The 16,468-nt window shown below is 34.2% G+C and carries 17 protein-coding genes and 1 other annotated feature; of the genes, 5 read left to right on the top strand and 12 right to left on the bottom strand.

What is annotated here, in order from left to right:
- Window positions 1-21: 21 nt before the first annotated feature.
- Both FC97_RS11295 and FC97_RS11290 read right to left on the bottom strand, forming a co-directional pair.
- Entirely contained in the window at window positions 22-2,274 is a 2,253-nt protein-coding gene (locus FC97_RS11295) for a UvrD-helicase domain-containing protein (RefSeq protein WP_158163562.1), read from the bottom strand.
- 74 nt (window positions 2,275-2,348) lie between these two features.
- Window positions 2,349-3,242, bottom strand: a complete 894-nt coding sequence (locus tag FC97_RS11290) for a LysR family transcriptional regulator (protein WP_054643269.1) — start codon at window positions 3,240-3,242, stop codon at window positions 2,349-2,351.
- Window positions 3,243-3,357: 115 nt separating this feature from the next.
- Here FC97_RS11290 and FC97_RS11285 point away from each other — a divergent pair, with 115 nt between their 5' ends.
- From FC97_RS11285 to FC97_RS11275, 3 genes are all read left to right on the top strand, one after another.
- Entirely contained in the window at window positions 3,358-4,086 is a 729-nt protein-coding gene (locus tag FC97_RS11285; RefSeq protein WP_025086228.1) for a DUF554 domain-containing protein, read from the top strand.
- Between the two features lie 172 nt (window positions 4,087-4,258).
- Window positions 4,259-5,038 carry a hypothetical protein gene (locus FC97_RS11280; protein ID WP_054643270.1) on the top strand — a complete coding sequence of 260 codons (780 nt, stop codon included), beginning with the start codon at window positions 4,259-4,261 and terminating at the stop codon, window positions 5,036-5,038.
- Window positions 5,039-5,152: 114 nt separating this feature from the next.
- Window positions 5,153-5,953 carry a Cof-type HAD-IIB family hydrolase gene (locus FC97_RS11275; protein ID WP_054643271.1) on the top strand — a complete coding sequence of 267 codons (801 nt, stop codon included), beginning with the start codon at window positions 5,153-5,155 and terminating at the stop codon, window positions 5,951-5,953.
- A gap of 76 nt (window positions 5,954-6,029) precedes the next feature.
- Here the strand turns inward: FC97_RS11275 and FC97_RS11270 are convergent, their stop codons facing one another.
- Both FC97_RS11270 and FC97_RS11265 read right to left on the bottom strand, forming a co-directional pair.
- Window positions 6,030-6,224: a PspC domain-containing protein gene (locus FC97_RS11270; protein ID WP_054643272.1), complete on the bottom strand. Its 195-nt coding sequence runs from the start codon at window positions 6,222-6,224 to the stop codon at window positions 6,030-6,032.
- A gap of 19 nt (window positions 6,225-6,243) precedes the next feature.
- A complete protein-coding gene (locus tag FC97_RS11265) occupies window positions 6,244-6,432 on the bottom strand; it encodes a PspC domain-containing protein (RefSeq protein WP_054643273.1) in 189 nt (62 codons plus the stop codon).
- 181 nt (window positions 6,433-6,613) lie between these two features.
- Between FC97_RS11265 and FC97_RS11260 the strand changes: the two genes are divergently transcribed.
- Complete coding sequence (locus FC97_RS11260; protein ID WP_054643274.1) at window positions 6,614-7,291, top strand: L,D-transpeptidase; 678 nt, start codon at window positions 6,614-6,616, stop codon at window positions 7,289-7,291.
- 25 nt (window positions 7,292-7,316) lie between these two features.
- On the opposite strand, the gene FC97_RS11255 is transcribed toward FC97_RS11260, so the two are convergent.
- From FC97_RS11255 to FC97_RS11220, 8 genes are all read right to left on the bottom strand, one after another.
- The gene (locus FC97_RS11255) at window positions 7,317-7,721 is read right to left on the bottom strand and encodes a hypothetical protein (protein WP_054643275.1); all 405 of its coding nucleotides are present in this window, start codon (window positions 7,719-7,721) and stop codon (window positions 7,317-7,319) included.
- A gap of 76 nt (window positions 7,722-7,797) precedes the next feature.
- Window positions 7,798-8,616, bottom strand: a complete 819-nt coding sequence (locus tag FC97_RS11250; RefSeq protein WP_054643276.1) for a helix-turn-helix domain-containing protein — start codon at window positions 8,614-8,616, stop codon at window positions 7,798-7,800.
- Between the two features lie 360 nt (window positions 8,617-8,976).
- Window positions 8,977-9,801: a MetQ/NlpA family ABC transporter substrate-binding protein gene (locus FC97_RS11245; protein ID WP_371125786.1), complete on the bottom strand. Its 825-nt coding sequence runs from the start codon at window positions 9,799-9,801 to the stop codon at window positions 8,977-8,979.
- Window positions 9,802-9,887: 86 nt separating this feature from the next.
- Window positions 9,888-10,121: a binding site (T-box leader), on the bottom strand.
- On the bottom strand, window positions 10,121-10,810 hold the full coding sequence (locus tag FC97_RS11240) for a methionine ABC transporter permease (protein ID WP_025086130.1): 690 nt from the start codon (window positions 10,808-10,810) through the stop codon (window positions 10,121-10,123). Its footprint overlaps the feature before it by 1 nt.
- A gap of 3 nt (window positions 10,811-10,813) precedes the next feature.
- Complete coding sequence (locus FC97_RS11235; RefSeq protein WP_054643278.1) at window positions 10,814-11,872, bottom strand: methionine ABC transporter ATP-binding protein; 1,059 nt, start codon at window positions 11,870-11,872, stop codon at window positions 10,814-10,816.
- A gap of 7 nt (window positions 11,873-11,879) precedes the next feature.
- Window positions 11,880-13,214 carry a M20/M25/M40 family metallo-hydrolase gene (locus tag FC97_RS11230; protein ID WP_054643279.1) on the bottom strand — a complete coding sequence of 445 codons (1,335 nt, stop codon included), beginning with the start codon at window positions 13,212-13,214 and terminating at the stop codon, window positions 11,880-11,882.
- A 30-nt stretch (window positions 13,215-13,244) separates the two neighbouring features.
- On the bottom strand, window positions 13,245-14,063 hold the full coding sequence (locus FC97_RS11225) for a MetQ/NlpA family ABC transporter substrate-binding protein (RefSeq protein ID WP_054643280.1): 819 nt from the start codon (window positions 14,061-14,063) through the stop codon (window positions 13,245-13,247).
- A 668-nt stretch (window positions 14,064-14,731) separates the two neighbouring features.
- A complete protein-coding gene (locus FC97_RS11220) occupies window positions 14,732-15,481 on the bottom strand; it encodes a LysM peptidoglycan-binding domain-containing protein (RefSeq protein WP_054643281.1) in 750 nt (249 codons plus the stop codon).
- A gap of 217 nt (window positions 15,482-15,698) precedes the next feature.
- Here FC97_RS11220 and FC97_RS11215 point away from each other — a divergent pair, with 217 nt between their 5' ends.
- Window positions 15,699-16,298, top strand: coding sequence for a YitT family protein (locus FC97_RS11215; protein WP_082397557.1), 600 nt, complete (start codon window positions 15,699-15,701; stop codon window positions 16,296-16,298).
- Window positions 16,299-16,468 lie beyond the last annotated feature (170 nt).

Below are 16,468 nucleotides of genomic sequence, written 5' to 3'. Positions count from 1 at the left end.
TATTTGTCTCACATCCACAATTTATTTTTTATCTTTTTTCTTAGGTAATTCCAATTCAAACACCAAAGGATTGGAATCCGGCGCAATTCTTAGATTCAACTCTTTTTGGGCTCTAGTGACACCAACATACAGGAGACGACGTTCTTCTTCAATGAAAGCCGAATAGTTCTCAATCTCATTGTACATTGTATAGAACATTTTGAATTCCTTATTCTTATTCAAAGTCTTATCCAAATTAATTGGGTTGAAGGCATTGTTATTGGTAATATCACGATATTTTTCAACGTGAGCTGTCTTCAAGGCATTCTCTAAATATTTGAAATCGTGATTATAAACTAATTTCCATTTCTGTACAAACTTATCCATTGGCATTTCCGGTGGGAACCAGCTATTCAAAACTTTACTGTTACGATCAACTTCTTTATCTGTTAACCCATAGAGATAAACATACTTGAATTCCAATCCCTTTGCCTGGTGCAATGATAAAAACTGAATACGATTATCCTGTTTACCTTGCTCAACTCGACTCGTGAGTATTTCTTTTTTATTCTCTTCAGCTGCAAAGAAATCATCAATATTAGGATACTTCTCTAATTCTTCCAGCAAATACTTCTTGATATCATTGACTTCATTCTTTGACATGAAATTTTTTTCTTCCATGTAATCAAAATATCGATCAGTTAATTTTGTCGTAGCTTTATACAAATCTTTAATCAGACTCTGCGACAATTTTTGCTTCGTAGCCTTATTATCTGACTGTTCCATCTGTTTTTTAAAACGTTGAACACTGTTGAAATAGACTTTAACTCGCTCATCAGTACGTTTATAAGGTGTATTGGTCATTGCATTATATTTCTCGGCACCTTTGAAATACTGACTCAAAGTTTCAAACTCATCTTCGGCTTTGGCCTGAACTTTTTCCGTGTGATCTTTATAAGCTCTGAAACCAATCCGATTAGCCTGATTACTGAAATAGGAAAACTTATCCTGCCACAGAGATCTCATCAATTCCGTCACAATTCGATAGACAATATTATTCTGTAAGATAGCTCCAATATTATTGATATCCGCATAGATTTTTTGATTAGCCAACCAATCAGCCAACAACATTCTTGAAGAATTGTAACGAACCAAAATGGCAATATCATCGTTGTTGATTTTGGGATCATTAATTTGTTTAACCAGACGACGTAACATCTTGGAATCGCCACTAAAGCCTGACTTCTTCGTACTATAAAGAATAAACTTTCCCATGTCCTTCTTGCCAGACAACAAATCCTTATCCAAACGAACATGATTCTTTTTAATCAGTGGAATAACTCTTTTCAAAATTTTCTCACCGGTCCGATAATTTGTTGATAGGTTTTTCTTCTGGGCCTGGGGTAAAAGCTTCTTATAATTCAAAATGAATTGTGGATTACTACCTCTGAATGAATAAATACTCTGGTCATCATCCCCGATAACAATCAAATGCTGCATCGTTTCTGGACTCAATAACTGTGAAATGATTTTCCACTGTAAGTTATCAATATCTTGAAACTCATCAATAACTGCAATCTTAAAGCGAGCCATAATCTGTTGATAATACTGCAAATATTCTGGTACCTGCATACTCTTTAACAACAAAAGTTTCATATCATTAAAGTCAATATAGCCATTATTATGTTTTAGTTCCTGATATTTCTTGATCACATCAATATAATCTTCAAAAAAGGTCTCGTTGTGATTCTGTCTTGAGTATTGACCCATGACTTTAACTGCTTCACTCAAAGGTTTACCGACGCACTCATTAGGCAATACACCGTCACTAGTCAAATCTTGATTGATCAAATAATCGTTCAAGTCGAACATTTCCGACAACATCTCATCTTTAGTAATAATGTTACTAGGATGTTTGATCTGATCTGATAAATCCCGAATAAAATAGCGATAAGATGTTAAAACTTTTGCACTACGATATTCAGGATTCTGCCGTAACAGTTGATAAAATAGTGCATGAAAAGTAGTAAATTTCGGCTTCCCGCTAGATAAATTCAACCCACTACCTTGTAACTGGTCAACAAAATTTTGATAACGTTGACCCATGTCAATTTTTGATTTGTGTGAAAAAGTAATTCCTAAAATTTCATTAGGTTCTGTTTTTCCTTCAGCTATTGCAATCAATGCCATTAAAATAAAAATAGTTGTCTTACCTGAACCGGCACAAGCGTTAACTAAAAGTGGCCTCATAAAATCATTATTCAGTATAGCAATTTGTTCATCTGAAAATTTCATTTTCAAATTTGATTCCATCAAATTAATTATTTCAGTTGTTGATAAATCTTGGATATTGTCGTCCCCCAATACTTCTACTTAGCTTGTAAAACTTTTAAATTTGTTTGGATATATCTCCAAAAGAGATTATTAGCACTAGAATGTTCACCCTTAACACGAATAAAACATAATTCGTTAGCAATATTAGTTGTCAGTGGAACAATCGAGAACTCTTCACTGTCAAAATTCTGAGCTGTCTTCTGCATCATAATGGAAATCCCCATATTGTTTTGGACCATCTGCATAATTAAATCGACCCTGGTTCCTTCATATGCAATTTTCGGTGTGAAGTGAGCCTGACGGCAAAGTTTTATAACTGGATCATATAAGTTAGTTGATTTTCCCAAAATTAAGAATGGATCATCTTTCAATTGAGAAATAGTAAGTTTCTTCGATTTTGCCAAAGGATGCTTTCTAGGCAAAACTGCTACAAACTTATCCTCTTCGGTGACAATTCTTTCTAAATCAGGATCATCAAAATCAAAAGTTCGAGCAAAGATAATCTCACACTTGCCTGACTTCAATGAAGTAATTAAATTATAGCTTTCCTCTTCCCGCAGTTGCATGTGTACTTCAGGATGCTTCTGTAAAAATTGGGTTATTAAAGTAAAGCTTTGATAGCTAGGCATTGTGGGAATGGTATGCATTTCAATTGTCAAATTCTTAGCGGCCTGAAAGTCGTTTAACTTATTACTTAATTCGTTATAATCCAGTAAAATCTTTTTCGCATAAGGTAAAACAATTTCGCCTTGTTGCGTCATTTCAATTTTGCGATGGGCACGCTTGAACAATGATACACCAAGTTCCTTTTCTAATGCCATGACCTGTTTGGAAATATTGCCTTGAGTAGTAAAAAGATTCTCAGCCGTATCAGTATAATTTAATGTTTTCGACAAATCGACAAAAATTTTGAGCTTTTGTAAATCCATTCCTCATGCCTCCCATTCCATTTTAGAATACTATATCACAGTTTTTGAATTGTTCATTGTGCCGCTAAATCTTAAAGTTGGAAATAGTTAAGTATTTGAAAGGGGTATTACGACTATGCCAACTGGTGTTATTATCAATGCTGCCTCAGTCTTATTTGGTGGCTTACTTGGCGGGTTCTTAGGTGATAAATTTAGTGAACAATTCAAAAATGATATTACCTTGATTTTTGGTGTCTGTTCGATGGGAATGGGTATCTATTCGATTGCACCGATGAAATATATGCCTGCCGTTATCTTTGCTTTAGTAATCGGAACTGGAATAGGTTTGTGGATGCATTTGGGTCAATGGATCAACAAAGGTGCTGTTGAAATGCAGAAGCCTATTTCAAAATTATTTCCTAATTCTAAGACAGAAATGTCTCATGAAGACTTCGTCAACACTTTAGTTACCGTGATTGTACTCTTCTGTGCCAGCGGTACTGGTATTTACGGAAGTTTGGATAATGGGATGACTGGTGACACAACTATTTTGATTTCTAAATCTGTTTTGGACTTCTTTACAGCTGCTATCTTTGCCTGCAACTTAGGTTACGTAGTTTCTATTATTGCTATTCCGCAATTTATTCTCTTCTATATTCTATTCTTACTAGCACGTTTCATTTTTCCACTCACAACTCCAAATATGATTCTTGATTTCAAAGCCTGTGGTGGTTTTCTAATGCTGGCAACTGGTTTCAGAATGGTGAAGCTCAAGATGTTCCCAATAGCGGATATGATTCCCGCGATGGTTATCATTATGCCACTGAGTTGGATCTGGGCTAACTGGTTCTTACCTTTGCTGTAAATTATAAATAGATTAGATTCCGCAAAACTTACAGAATCTAGTCTATTTTTTTAACTTAAAAATAAATCGAATTTTCAATATACCCTCTTTTAAAATAAGGTATTATGGAAGAAACATACAAGAAATACACAGATTGTCCATATAATTAAAAATATTCATAGGGGGCAAAATTTTGAAAAGAAAAGTGATGTTAATTTCTGCTATTGCAGTTTTACTATTAGGTGGCTTCACTACGTATTACGTTAACAATAAGGCCAATAATATTACTCATGAAAAAATGATCTCCAAAGTTAAGAAATCTATTTCCCCAAAAAAATTAAGTAAATCAGAAGCAAAGAAAATCAACGATGAATTCTATAATCATAAGATTATAAAAACAGGTGGAGAATCATGTTTTGTTGGTGAATACCCTTCGACTTTTTCCAAATTAATTAACAAATCTGAATTAGTAGTCGTTGGTGAAGTAGTCGGACTAAAGAGTCATGTTTCTGGTAACTTCCCTTATACCACTGTGAGCCTGAGAATTGATAATGTTTTAAGAGGTGACAGTAAAAAATTACATAGAACTATTCCAATAGAAATCATGGGTGGAAATATTACTAGAAAAGAAGACGCAGCCGCCCACAACTTTAAACTTTCTGATGACACGAATCCTAATGAAATTATCACCTTAGAATTTACCCGCTTACCTAAAGCTGGTGAAAAAATGGCAGTGGGACTTACTAAAGTCCCTAAAGGGGTTAATGGAACTCACGGAAAATCTTGGAGTGCAACTTATGTTGAAAAGAGTACTTTCTTTCAAGACTTCGATGGTAAATATCGCCGAGAATCTGAAGTGCCGCCGACTACCGATAAAGATACTCGCGACTTGTCTGGACAAAAAGAAGACGAACTAATGAATAATGGAATGAATGATTTAATTAATAAATCTCAATATAAAAAAACAAATTAAATAATGCATCTATTCAGGATAAGAGTATTGCCTTTTCTGAATAGATGCATTTTTATTTTTATATTCGGTTAGTTTATAATAAATTATAAATAAGCTTACTTAGGAGAATTTAATTTGAAGAATATAAAATTAATTGCAACTGATATAGATGGAACCCTTTTTGATTCTAATCACGAATATAATGTACAACGTTTAAATAATTATATTGACCAATTGCATCAACAAGACATTAAATTTTCCGTAGCCAGCGGTAACAGTTATAGTCACCTCGAACAAATTTTTCAACAGACTGAAAACATCGATGCCATCGTGGCTGAAAATGGTGCTCAAATTCTAGTTGACGGTAAAACTATTTACGAAGACACTTTGAACAATGATGAATTATTTGATATTGATAAAGAATTGAATAGTAACTTAAATATTATCAGCCTTTGTTTTTCCGGTGAAAATGGAACTTACGTCAATGCGGATTCCCCACAGACCAATGATTATTACATCAATAACCTTGTCCGACTCGATAATATGAATGACATCGATGATAAAATTTTCAAAATGAACATTCGAATCGATGATGAAGAACTTGATCCTACGGTTAAATATATTAACGACAATTATGGAGACACAATTCACGCCGCCGTAAGTGGATTTGGTAGTATTGATATCATTAGTGCCCATATCAACAAAGCCACTGGTATCAAAGAGTTGTGTGATTACTACAATATTTCTACACAAAACGTTATTTCCTTTGGTGACAATGGCAACGATTTGGAAATGTTACAAGAATCTGGCATTGGTGTCGCTATGAAAAATAGTGGCAAACACATTCAAGCAGAAGCTGATATGATTTCCGTAACTGACAATGATCATGATGGTGTTCTTAACACTATTGCAGATGTACTCAGTTTAGAAGCATAATTATTTTCCACCTAAAAAATAGAGGCAGGCAACCAAGTACGATTACCCACCTCTATTTTTTTAATATTTGGCTCTTTTAATTCATATCTGGTTTTTCCATTATCATCCAAAGTATTAAATAAACAATGATTCCTGGAAAACCTGGGGTCAAGGTTAAAATAACATACAGAACCCGACCAATCGCTGGATTCCAATCGAAGTTTTCACAAAATCCGGCAATAACTCCACCTAATATTTGATTATCTTTAGATCTTTTAACTGGAATATGCACTATACTCTCCCCCTTTAATTTAATCTTCTGGATTTTCCATTAATAGCCAGAGTACTAAATAACCGATAATTCCTGGTAAAGGTGTCAAAGCTAAAACAACCCATAATACTCTAGCAATAGTTGAATTCCATTGGAAGTGTTCAGCTAATCCACCGACCACTCCGGCAAGTACTCTATCATTGTTGGAACGTTTAATTGGAATATGCATAATTGCTTTCCCCCTTTGTTATGTTAAATTCATCTTAATCTATTCACAAAAATAAGTACATTTAAATTGCTTACATAAGACTTACAATTATGTCACATGAAAGTATTATTTAGTTACAGTGCTTTTTTCTACAAGCCATGTATAATATAAATATAATTATATACGTTTGGGGGAAAATTCAATGAATCGTAGGAAAGTTTATACTATTGTTTTATCCGCATTTTCAGTTTTAATATTGGGGATAATTGTTTGGCACGTTTCAAACACTTCAACTAAGAAAACTCAGGCTGAGGCACAACAACAAGTTATCAAAAAGAATCGGGCTAAGAAGAAATTAAAGAAAAAGGTTCCTTCACCATTAAACGTTAAGGATGACAAACACATGGTGAAATTGGAAAATTTCAAATATAATAGTGCCTCTGAAAAAAAAGAATATCCAGATCTATACAAATATCCTAAGGCTTGGATTGATGTCGATATCACAACACAACGTGTTTACATTAAGGACGGCAAAACCAATCTATATGAGATGTACTCATCAACCGGTAAGCATGATACGACTCCTAGAGGAACTTATCATATTCAAAACGAACGTGGTGATTTCTTTTACACAGCACCTTTGAAATTAGGCGCATACTACTACGTTTCCTTCTTAAATCATGGTGAATATCTTTTCCACACAACACCAACAGATGAACAAGGAACTTATGTAAAATCGATTGCCAAAACTTTAGGTAGAGAACCCTCATCACACGGATGTGTTCACCTATCTGTTCCTGATTGCAAATGGATCTACGAAAATGTTCCTTCAGGAATGAAGGTTGTCATTCATGGTAAATATCAAACACAAAAAGCGTAACCACCTAAGAGTGATTACACTTTTTTTATGCTTCAATCAAATTTTTCAAAGCTTGTAGATTCTGGTTAAAGGCTTTTTTAGTAATTGGAGCAATCAAAGCTTCTGGCAGACTAAAATTATTCAACACATAAAAAGTCTCTGTTACTAATACGCGGCCGTCAGTTTGGGAAATTTGAAAAGCTAATTGATATTCTAGTTTTCCGCCCCTACTTACATAAACTACTTCATTATCATTTTTTTCAACCGTTACAATTTCATCTTGATTTACAGCTGGTTCATTACGATGAATTGCAAATTTATCAGCGCCAACTTCGGTAACTTTTGAAATAGCATAATTCCATTTAGCTAACGTAAAAGCACTTGCCAAAGTATCAGTTACCGTTTTGAGATTAGAATCAATTTCAATGTTATTAGTAAACAATTTTTTCATAAGAACATCTCCTATCTAATTTATGAGGTTATCTTATGAAATTTGGACTCTAATTAAAAATCAGTATTCTGATATTTTAAAATTCTTCAAAAATATTTTCACCGTACAATTCTGTAAACAGATCCTTACGTCTATTAGCTTCTAGACGTTCATCATCGTTGTGAGCCACCAATGCTAAACGAGCCAATAGAAAATAACAATTGGCCAGCATATAGTGAGAATTATGCTTTGCAATAAAGCCAATTCCATCAGCTATATAGGCAGTCGAATCTTGATAATCATTCAATTTGAAATAAATCAACGCGGCCAAGTAATAAAGAGCATTTTGATTTTCTTCATAAGAAAATTCATCCCAATTTCTAAAGGCCTTATTAATATATTCCTCTGCCAAATCTTTCTCATTCTCCAAACTATGAACATAACCAATAGCCATATATGCCAGACGCCCCAAAGTATTGGGATGTTTAGCATTGACCTCTGCCAGTGATAAATTCAATGACTGTTTAGCCTCAGAAATAGCATTAGTTTGTAACTGAGCCACACCTAAGTAATAGTAATAAGCTTGCATTTGTAAACTAGTCTTCAGATTATCCAAAACTTTATCCTGCATCAAAAAATCATACAATTCCTGATACTGATGATTGTTACAGAGATCATCCACTTTATCATTGAAATTGTACTTTGAACTAATAGGAAAATTGGTTGCCAAACTAACTTGATCCAGACTTACTTCCAATTTAGTGGCTAACTTGATCAATAAATTAGCATTAGGAACATAAACGTTATTTTCAATAGCTGACAACATCGATTGAGCACAAATACCCTCTGCTAATTCTTTTTGTGTAAGTTTCTTATCTTTCCGCAGTTCTTTGATAACTGTCCCTAAATCTTTCATATATATCCCTGACTTTGCTTTACTTGTTATCTCTATTTTAAAATAAATTTTGTGAAATGTGTTATCTTTCGTTACAAAAAACGCCTAGAAATTATTCTAGACGTTTTTTTGGTGTGGTAGTTGTTCTATTCTTTGGTGGTAGGTGGTAGTTTGGAGCCTTCTCTTTCGATACTCGGTAATCTGCTGATTTTGGTCTTTGGGGATTGTGGTATTTATTTTTATCCTCAAGTATGCAGCAAACGGGTTCCACAGGCCAGATTCCTGTGCTTTGCTACAGAGCTGGAATCATCCGCAGGTACGGCGGATAATTTCAGTTCTTAGGCAAATGCTCAGAATCTAAGCAGGCCTGCTCCACCCTCTCTAATTCAATACTTTATAATTCCAAGCTGGTTGTTCGTAACCATGGAATTCTTTTTTAATAACTTTAGCGATATCTTTTGATTGATATGCTTTAACGATTTTCTTGTATGTAGGGTTATCTTTGTCTTTCTTATTAGCTGAAATGATATTTACGTATGGTTTTGACTTAGCTGTAATTTTTTCTCTATAAACGGCTGTCTTAGGATCTAGTTTTGAATCATTGGCAACTCCACTATTAACTACTGAAGCCGTAACATCATCCATTGATTTGGCTGTTTGGGCAGCATCTAATGGGGTGATCTTTAGGTTCAATTTATTTTCTGTAATATCTTTTAAACCAGGAACTTTTGCGTTATCCAACTTAATCAAACCGGCACTTTCTAGTAAAGTTAATCCACGAGCTTCATTTGTGGCATCATTGGCAACGGCAATCTTATCACCATCCTTGATTTGACTAACTTTCTTGATCTTCTTTGAATATAGAGCCATTGGAGCAATTACAGTTGAACCGATTGAAACGATATGTGTCTTATGTTTCTTGTTCCAGTCATTTTGGAAAATAACTGTTTGGAAGGCATTTAAATCAATTTCGCCTTGATCTAGGGCTGTATTTGGTTGACTGTAATCTGAGAATTCAACAATTTTAATGTTGATACCCTCTTTTTTAACTTTCTTAGCAACAGCTTTTAGTACTTCATCATCAGAACCTGTAATACCTATTTTTACAGTCTTTTCTTTGGTTGAACTAGCTGAAGAATTACTTCCACAACCTGCTAACAAGAACAAACTGAATGTGGCAACAACTAACAAAAAGATAGCTTTAATTTTATTATTTTTCATAATGAAACTCCTCCTCATATTTAAATCCCTATATACAAAAAGACGCTCCTAACTAGACATCATTTGTCTAAGATAGAAGCGCCTTTTCGCGCGGTACCATTCTATTTTAAAAGCAAACTCACATCTGCTTTCCTTAATAACATGCACTTGCATGCGTGTACGATAATGGGTACCAGCCATCATCCCTTAAAAAATTCAGGGATACCAATCACGGATCATTTTCACTTACTGTTTTGTCCTCATCTCAGCACCTGAGGCTTTCTGTACAAAAATCAATAAGTTACTTTTCCGATCAACTTGTTATCTAATGTTCAAGCTTACGGACGGCAAAATCGCCAAGTCCTTGAATAACAAACACTAAAACTAAGATAAATAACATAGATACAATAGTTACATCATTCTCAAATCTTTGATAACCAACAGAAATGGCCATGTTACCAAGACCACCACCACCAACGGCACCGGCCATGGCAGTTAAACCAATCAAACTGATAATTGTTAGAGTTCCTGAACGGATCAATTCTGGTAGACCCTCACGCAAGTAAACTCTAAAAATAATTTTAATTGGTGAAAGACCGATTGCTTCAGCAGCTTCAATCACACCGTGATCAACTTCGACTAAGGCTAATTGAACTTGTCTAGCGAAGAATGGTGCTGTCCCGATAACTAGCGGTACTAACGCACCAGTAGGTCCTATTGTTTGACCAACAATCAACTTTGTAAATGGTCCAATAACAGCCAATAGAATAATAAATGGTATTGATCTGAACAAGTTAACCAGCTTATCTAAGCATGTGTAAAAAGTTTTATGTGGAGTAATTCCATCATCAGCTGTAACAACTAGCAGAATTCCTAAGATAATTCCGATAATTCCAGCAAATAATGCACTGACAAATGTCATATAAAGTGTTTGCCAAATGGCTACTACGAAACCATTGTCACCTTCCCAATTAGCTACAACATTAGGAAGAAATTTATTTACTAAATCTGCCATGAATTATTCGCCCTCTTTCTTTAAAGATATTTCTTTAACATTAACTTTCAAACTATTTAAGTATTGAATAGCTTGTTCAACTTTGTCATCGTCACCAGTCAAAGCAAACAGCATAATTCCAACGGTAGTACTCTGTAATCTTTCAATATTACTGAAAAGAATATTAGCTTCAACTTGGAAACGTTTATAAAGCTCAACAACAATTGGTTCATTAGTTGAATCACCGATATAATTCAATTCGATCAAACGACCGGAAAGTTTATCAACAATTCCACTATCTCTAATTTCATCAAGAACTGAACCGATATGAGTAGATGTATTAACAAAGTCTTTTGTAAGTTGTTGCTTAGGATTACCGAAGATTGATAGCAAACTGCCTTCTTCAATCAATTCACCGTTTTCCATAACTGCAACACGATTACATACTTGTTTGATAGCATCCATTTCATGTGTGATGATAACGATTGTGATACCTAATTCTTCATTTAAACGTCCTAGTAGATTCAAAATTTCAGTGGTAGTTTTTGGATCTAGAGCACTAGTAGCTTCATCTGAAATCAAAATTTCGGGATCATTTGCTAAAGCACGAGCAATCGCAACACGCTGTTTTTGACCACCTGATAGTTGTGATGGGTAGTTTTTCGCACGATCAGATAGACCAACAATATCCAATAATTTATCAATTTTTTGTTTACGTTCAGCTTTACTTAATCCTGAATCACGTAATGGAAAATCAACATTTCCATAAACAGTTAACGAATTCATCAAATTGAAGTGTTGGAAAATCATTCCAATATTGCGACGTGCCTTACGTAAATCCTTAGCACTCAATTGTGTTAAGTTTTGGTCATTAACTACAACTGTTCCAGAAGTTGGTTTTTGTAATAAATTGATTACACGAACCAAAGTACTTTTTCCTGCACCAGAGTATCCAATGACACCAAACACATCACCTTTGTTAACGTTAATAGAAACGTTTTTCACAGCTTCAATTGTTTTGCCTTCATTATGAAAAGTAACATCAATATCTTTTAGCTGAATTATCCCATTTTGTTCTGCCATATAATAATTACTCCCTTAATTTACCTAAGAATTGATCAAAGAAATCAATGAAATCTAGGTAATCTTTAATTCTAATATTTTCGTTAGGGGCATGATTGCCAGCCTTGGAATAACTTACACCAGTTGAAACAATTGAGGCATGAGTATATTCATTTAACAAGTACATTGGACCAGTACCGGGACTTGATGGTAAAGCTTCAACTTTATCAGCTCCACCAAAGAAGTCTTCGGCAGTTCCAATTAGCTTATTAACGATTGGACTGTCGAGGTCCCAACGATAACCCTTTTCACCCAATAGATATTTAACTTTAATATCTTTAAAACCTTGATCATTCAAATATTTAGTTAGTTTATCAAAAAGATCATGTGGATCTTGATTAGGCACCAATCTGAATTCCAATTTAGCCTTGGCAGCTTTAGGAGTAACAGTTTTTACTCCTTCGCCTTCCCAACCACTGCTAATTCCTTCTATATTAATAGTAGGATTAAATGTCAAATTGTAATTAACTGACTTGTTCTTCAATAATGGTACTTGTAAGTCCCACTTAGATTTCAAATCAGGTGTAGTGGCTTTATTAACTAAATCAATTTCCCTTTGAGAAGGTTCAACAACATCATCATAGAAACCAGGAATCTTAATATCACCCTCTGGAGTTCTCAAAGCATCTAATGCTTGAGCCAATCTCCATGTAGCTGAATCAACTACAGCGGCGAATGATGAATGAAGATCAATATTGGCAGAAGTAGCTTCTAGTTCAAAACATAGAACTCCTTTATTCCCACCAGTGAAATTGAATTGTTCTTTTTCATTCTTGTATCCTGACTCCCAAATTATCAAATCAGCAGATAGTTTGTCTGAATATTTCTTCAAATAATCTTCTAAGTGACGACTAGCAACTTCCTCTTGTCCTTCAACTAAGAACTTAACGTTGCAAGGTAGATCACCATGTTCTTGACGATAAATTTTCAAAGCAGTAATTCGACTGATCAAATCAGCTTTACAATCAGAAACTCCGCGTCCAATGAACTTATCATCAGTAATCTTTAACTCAAATGGATCTGAGTTCCAAAGTTCTACTGGTTCTTCCGGTTGAACATCGTAATGATTGTAAATAAGAATTGTGGTATTACTTGGCTTCTTAGGTTTAATTTCGGCGAAAACAACTGGATATTCATATTCATCCCAAACTGTTGCATCTGCTCCAAAGTCTTGAAGTAAATTTTTAAGGAATTCGGCTGTCTCAGTAATAGATTGATTCTTTGCTGAAACGGATGGTAGTGCGATATATTGCTTTAAATCTTCAATCGACTTCTGAATTAACGGATCTGATAATTTTGACATATGAAAACCTCCTCAAATTTTTAAAACATTTTACTTATTCCAAGCTGGTACAGCACTCTCGCCGTAAACCTTCTTGATTTCTTTAGCAACTGACTTTGTTTGGAATGCCTTAACAACTTTCTTGTAAGTCTTGTTATCTTTGTTTTTCTTTTGAGTAACAATGATGTTGATCCAAGGTTGTGACTTCTTATTAACCTTTTCAGTTACAACGGCCTTTGATGGATCAAGTTTGGCATCACTAGCAACATTACCATTGACGATTGCGGCATCAACGTCATCTAATGAACGTGCTGTTTGTGCAGCATCAAGTGTTGTAAATTTCAAGTTTAATTTATTTTCTTTGATGTTCTTTGTTGACGGTAATTTCACACCACTATCAAGTTTCAAAAGTCCATTAGCTTCTAGCAATTGTAATGCACGGGCTTCATTAGAAGCATCGTTAGGAATGGCAATCTTAGCACCATTCTTTAACTGACTAAGCTTTGTGATCTTATGTGAATATAGGGACATTGGTTGAATAACTGTTTTACCAATTGATACTAGATCAGAATGATGTGCCTTATTCCATGAATTTAAGAAGAATGTATGTTGATAAGCGTTGATATCAACTTCCCCTTGAACCAAAGCCGTATTAGGTTGATTGTAATCATTGAATTCAACGACCTTTAAGTTGATACCTTCACTCTTTACATTTTTCTTTACTACTTTCCAAATTGCAGCATCCGAAGGATTGATTCCAACTTTAACTGTTTGTTCCTTATTTTGGTTACCACAACCAGCCAATACGAAAATAAATAATGCTGTAAAAGCTAATAGGATTACCTTACCCAAATTCTTAAATTTACTCATCTTTTTCCCACCTTACTTGTTTCTTAACTAACCAAAAATATCTATAAAAACAAAAAAGCCACTTCCAAACATGAACAGACTATGTTCATATTTAGAAGCGGCTATTGCGCGGTACCATTCTAATTCGGAATAAATTTACACTTATCCCCTTAACAACGTACAAAGTTTCTATACGCGTGTACTGTAAAGGGTACCAACCATTGCATCTTTATCCGAAAGGATTCAGCGCACCAATCACGGGTCATTTTCATTCAAGTCGTCGCCCTCATCTCAGCAAATAGAGGTTTTCTGTACTAACGAGGTTGAATTACTTCCCCCGATCACTTTGTTTAATAAATGTCTTTTGTTAATTGATGATTTGATAATACAATCTAATTTTTAAATTGTCAATCAATAAAAATAAGTTTTTGTAGTCAAGTTTCTAATTTTACGTTTTTGTGCCAAGCGTCATTTATAACATGATATTTAATAAAATGCCCGTTTTATAACCTTTAGCTAAGTCTACCGTGACAACTTTTATAACGAATAAATTATATTTTTGTAAGAATAAAAAAATTATAAATTTATTTTCTAACACTAATAAACATTAGAAAAATTAAACATTTATTAAAAAAATCTCTCTAAATTAATAGAGAGATTTCTGTAATTGTCTTTATATTTTTTAGTAATTAAGAAATTACTTCAACTGAAGCTGTAGTTACACCATATGAAGGAATTGATGAACTAGGCATAGCAACATCTAATTGTTGTGAATTTGAGTTAGCGAATGTTCCTGTATCATTTACAGTTCTGTATAGTACAGTTCCGTCGGCTAATGTAATCTTTAATTGTGTACCTTTAGGGAATACTGAAAGATTGGCAGCGACACCACCGTAACCCATATTTGAACCTAAAACAGATGGATCATAGAAACTAATCTTAAATGTACCACTAGCTGTTGTTGATGTTGTACTTGTTGTTTGTGTAGAAGCAGCTTGTGTCGTAGCTTGTGAACTATCCGTTGTGTTTTGTGTAGTTGCCTGTTGAGCGCTTGTATCTTGTGTTGTTGTAGTATCAGTATTTTGTGTATCATTTGATGCTTGTGTAGTAGTATCTGTTGATGTTTGTGTTGTTGGTAATACATTTTGTGATGCTTGTGTATTTGTATTATCAGTTGTAGTTGTTGCTGTTGAACCAGGTAATGTAATAACATCTCCTGGGAAAATCAAGTCAAATCCGCCAACTTCACGGCCGTTTGCTTGTTCAAGTGCGGAAATACTAATTCCGTTAGCTTCAGCAATGCTCTTATAAGAATCACCTTTTTCAACCTTAACTTGATTGTTACCAGTTAAAACTGCGGCTTGAGCAGTATTTGTTGAAGTAAATACCCCTGCTAATGCTACTGTACTTAATAAAGCGATAGATAAAACTTTTTTCATGAATTAATTACATCCTTAATTTTTAAATTTGTTTAGCTCTCATTTGCTATGGTGCTATACTAACAGCCCAGTATTACATGACAGCAACCGCAAAGTTACAATTTAAGACCATAATGTAATTTTAGTAATACTTATGAAACATAATCATTGATTTTATTTTTTAAGTACCAGGTACTTTTACTATCTATTCCTATATATTCATGATATATTAGTATGTATGAAGAATAAAAAGAGAACGTCCGCAAAACTACTAATAATGTTAGTTGCTTTGGAACTTATCGCATTTAGTCTTAATATGTTCTTCGAACCGCATAGTATAGCGGCTGGTGGTGCTACAGGTATCGCTATCTTGCTACAGGCAGGGTGGAAAATCCCAACATTCATCTCGGTTCTTTCCATAAATATTGTGATGTTAGTACTGGCTTACATACATTTAGATCGACAAACTACCATTAAATTAGCAATCGGAAGTTTCATGCTTCCCCTCCTACTATATATCACACCCGTTTACAATCTAATTCCTAATAATCGAGTAATCTCTATTATAGTAGGAAGTATCATTTTTGGAATTGGTTTAGCAATCCTTTATACTCTCAACATGTCTAGTGGTGGGACAACAGTTCCTCCAATGATCATCTACAAGAATTTCGGTGTTGATAAATACATTAGTTTATTCATTATTGATGGATTAGTTTGTTTAGGAAACTTTGCTTTAAATGATTTAATTTCTTTCCTACTAGCTGTCATGTCAGTTGGTATCTCTAGCCTCGCAATTAAAGGTTTCGGTATTTTCCATCAACGACACATTACACAATAAAAGACGCCCATATCAAAGCATTCACAGTGTTTTGACATAGGCATCTTTTTTTGGTTGTTGCTAATATAATAAATCTTTACTGAATATGTTTCAGATCTTGAGAATAGTACATTCAATATGAAGTACAACAATATTAACAGATGAATCGACCCCATATATATGGGGAGCAC

It is taken from the genome of Companilactobacillus kimchii DSM 13961 = JCM 10707, assembly GCF_001435445.1.
Lineage (GTDB): Bacteria > Bacillota > Bacilli > Lactobacillales > Lactobacillaceae > Companilactobacillus > Companilactobacillus kimchii.
This window is presented reverse-complemented; position numbering and strand designations above follow the sequence as displayed.

Coding starts and splice junctions, on each gene's coding strand:
- FC97_RS11295 (WP_158163562.1), bottom strand. CDS start 2,274: ATGAAATTTTCAGATGAACAAATTGCTATACTGAATAATGATTTTATG.
- FC97_RS11290 (WP_054643269.1), bottom strand. CDS start 3,242: ATGGATTTACAAAAGCTCAAAATTTTTGTCGATTTGTCGAAAACATTA.
- FC97_RS11285 (WP_025086228.1), top strand. CDS start 3,358: ATGCCAACTGGTGTTATTATCAATGCTGCCTCAGTCTTATTTGGTGGC.
- FC97_RS11265 (WP_054643273.1), bottom strand. CDS start 6,432: ATGCATATTCCAATTAAACGTTCCAACAATGATAGAGTACTTGCCGGA.
- FC97_RS11260 (WP_054643274.1), top strand. CDS start 6,614: ATGAATCGTAGGAAAGTTTATACTATTGTTTTATCCGCATTTTCAGTT.
- FC97_RS11255 (WP_054643275.1), bottom strand. CDS start 7,721: ATGAAAAAATTGTTTACTAATAACATTGAAATTGATTCTAATCTCAAA.
- FC97_RS11250 (WP_054643276.1), bottom strand. CDS start 8,616: ATGAAAGATTTAGGGACAGTTATCAAAGAACTGCGGAAAGATAAGAAA.
- FC97_RS11240 (WP_025086130.1), bottom strand. CDS start 10,810: ATGGCAGATTTAGTAAATAAATTTCTTCCTAATGTTGTAGCTAATTGG.
- FC97_RS11235 (WP_054643278.1), bottom strand. CDS start 11,872: ATGGCAGAACAAAATGGGATAATTCAGCTAAAAGATATTGATGTTACT.
- FC97_RS11230 (WP_054643279.1), bottom strand. CDS start 13,214: ATGTCAAAATTATCAGATCCGTTAATTCAGAAGTCGATTGAAGATTTA.
- FC97_RS11225 (WP_054643280.1), bottom strand. CDS start 14,063: ATGAGTAAATTTAAGAATTTGGGTAAGGTAATCCTATTAGCTTTTACA.
- FC97_RS11220 (WP_054643281.1), bottom strand. CDS start 15,481: ATGAAAAAAGTTTTATCTATCGCTTTATTAAGTACAGTAGCATTAGCA.
- FC97_RS11215 (WP_082397557.1), top strand. CDS start 15,699: ATGAAGAATAAAAAGAGAACGTCCGCAAAACTACTAATAATGTTAGTT.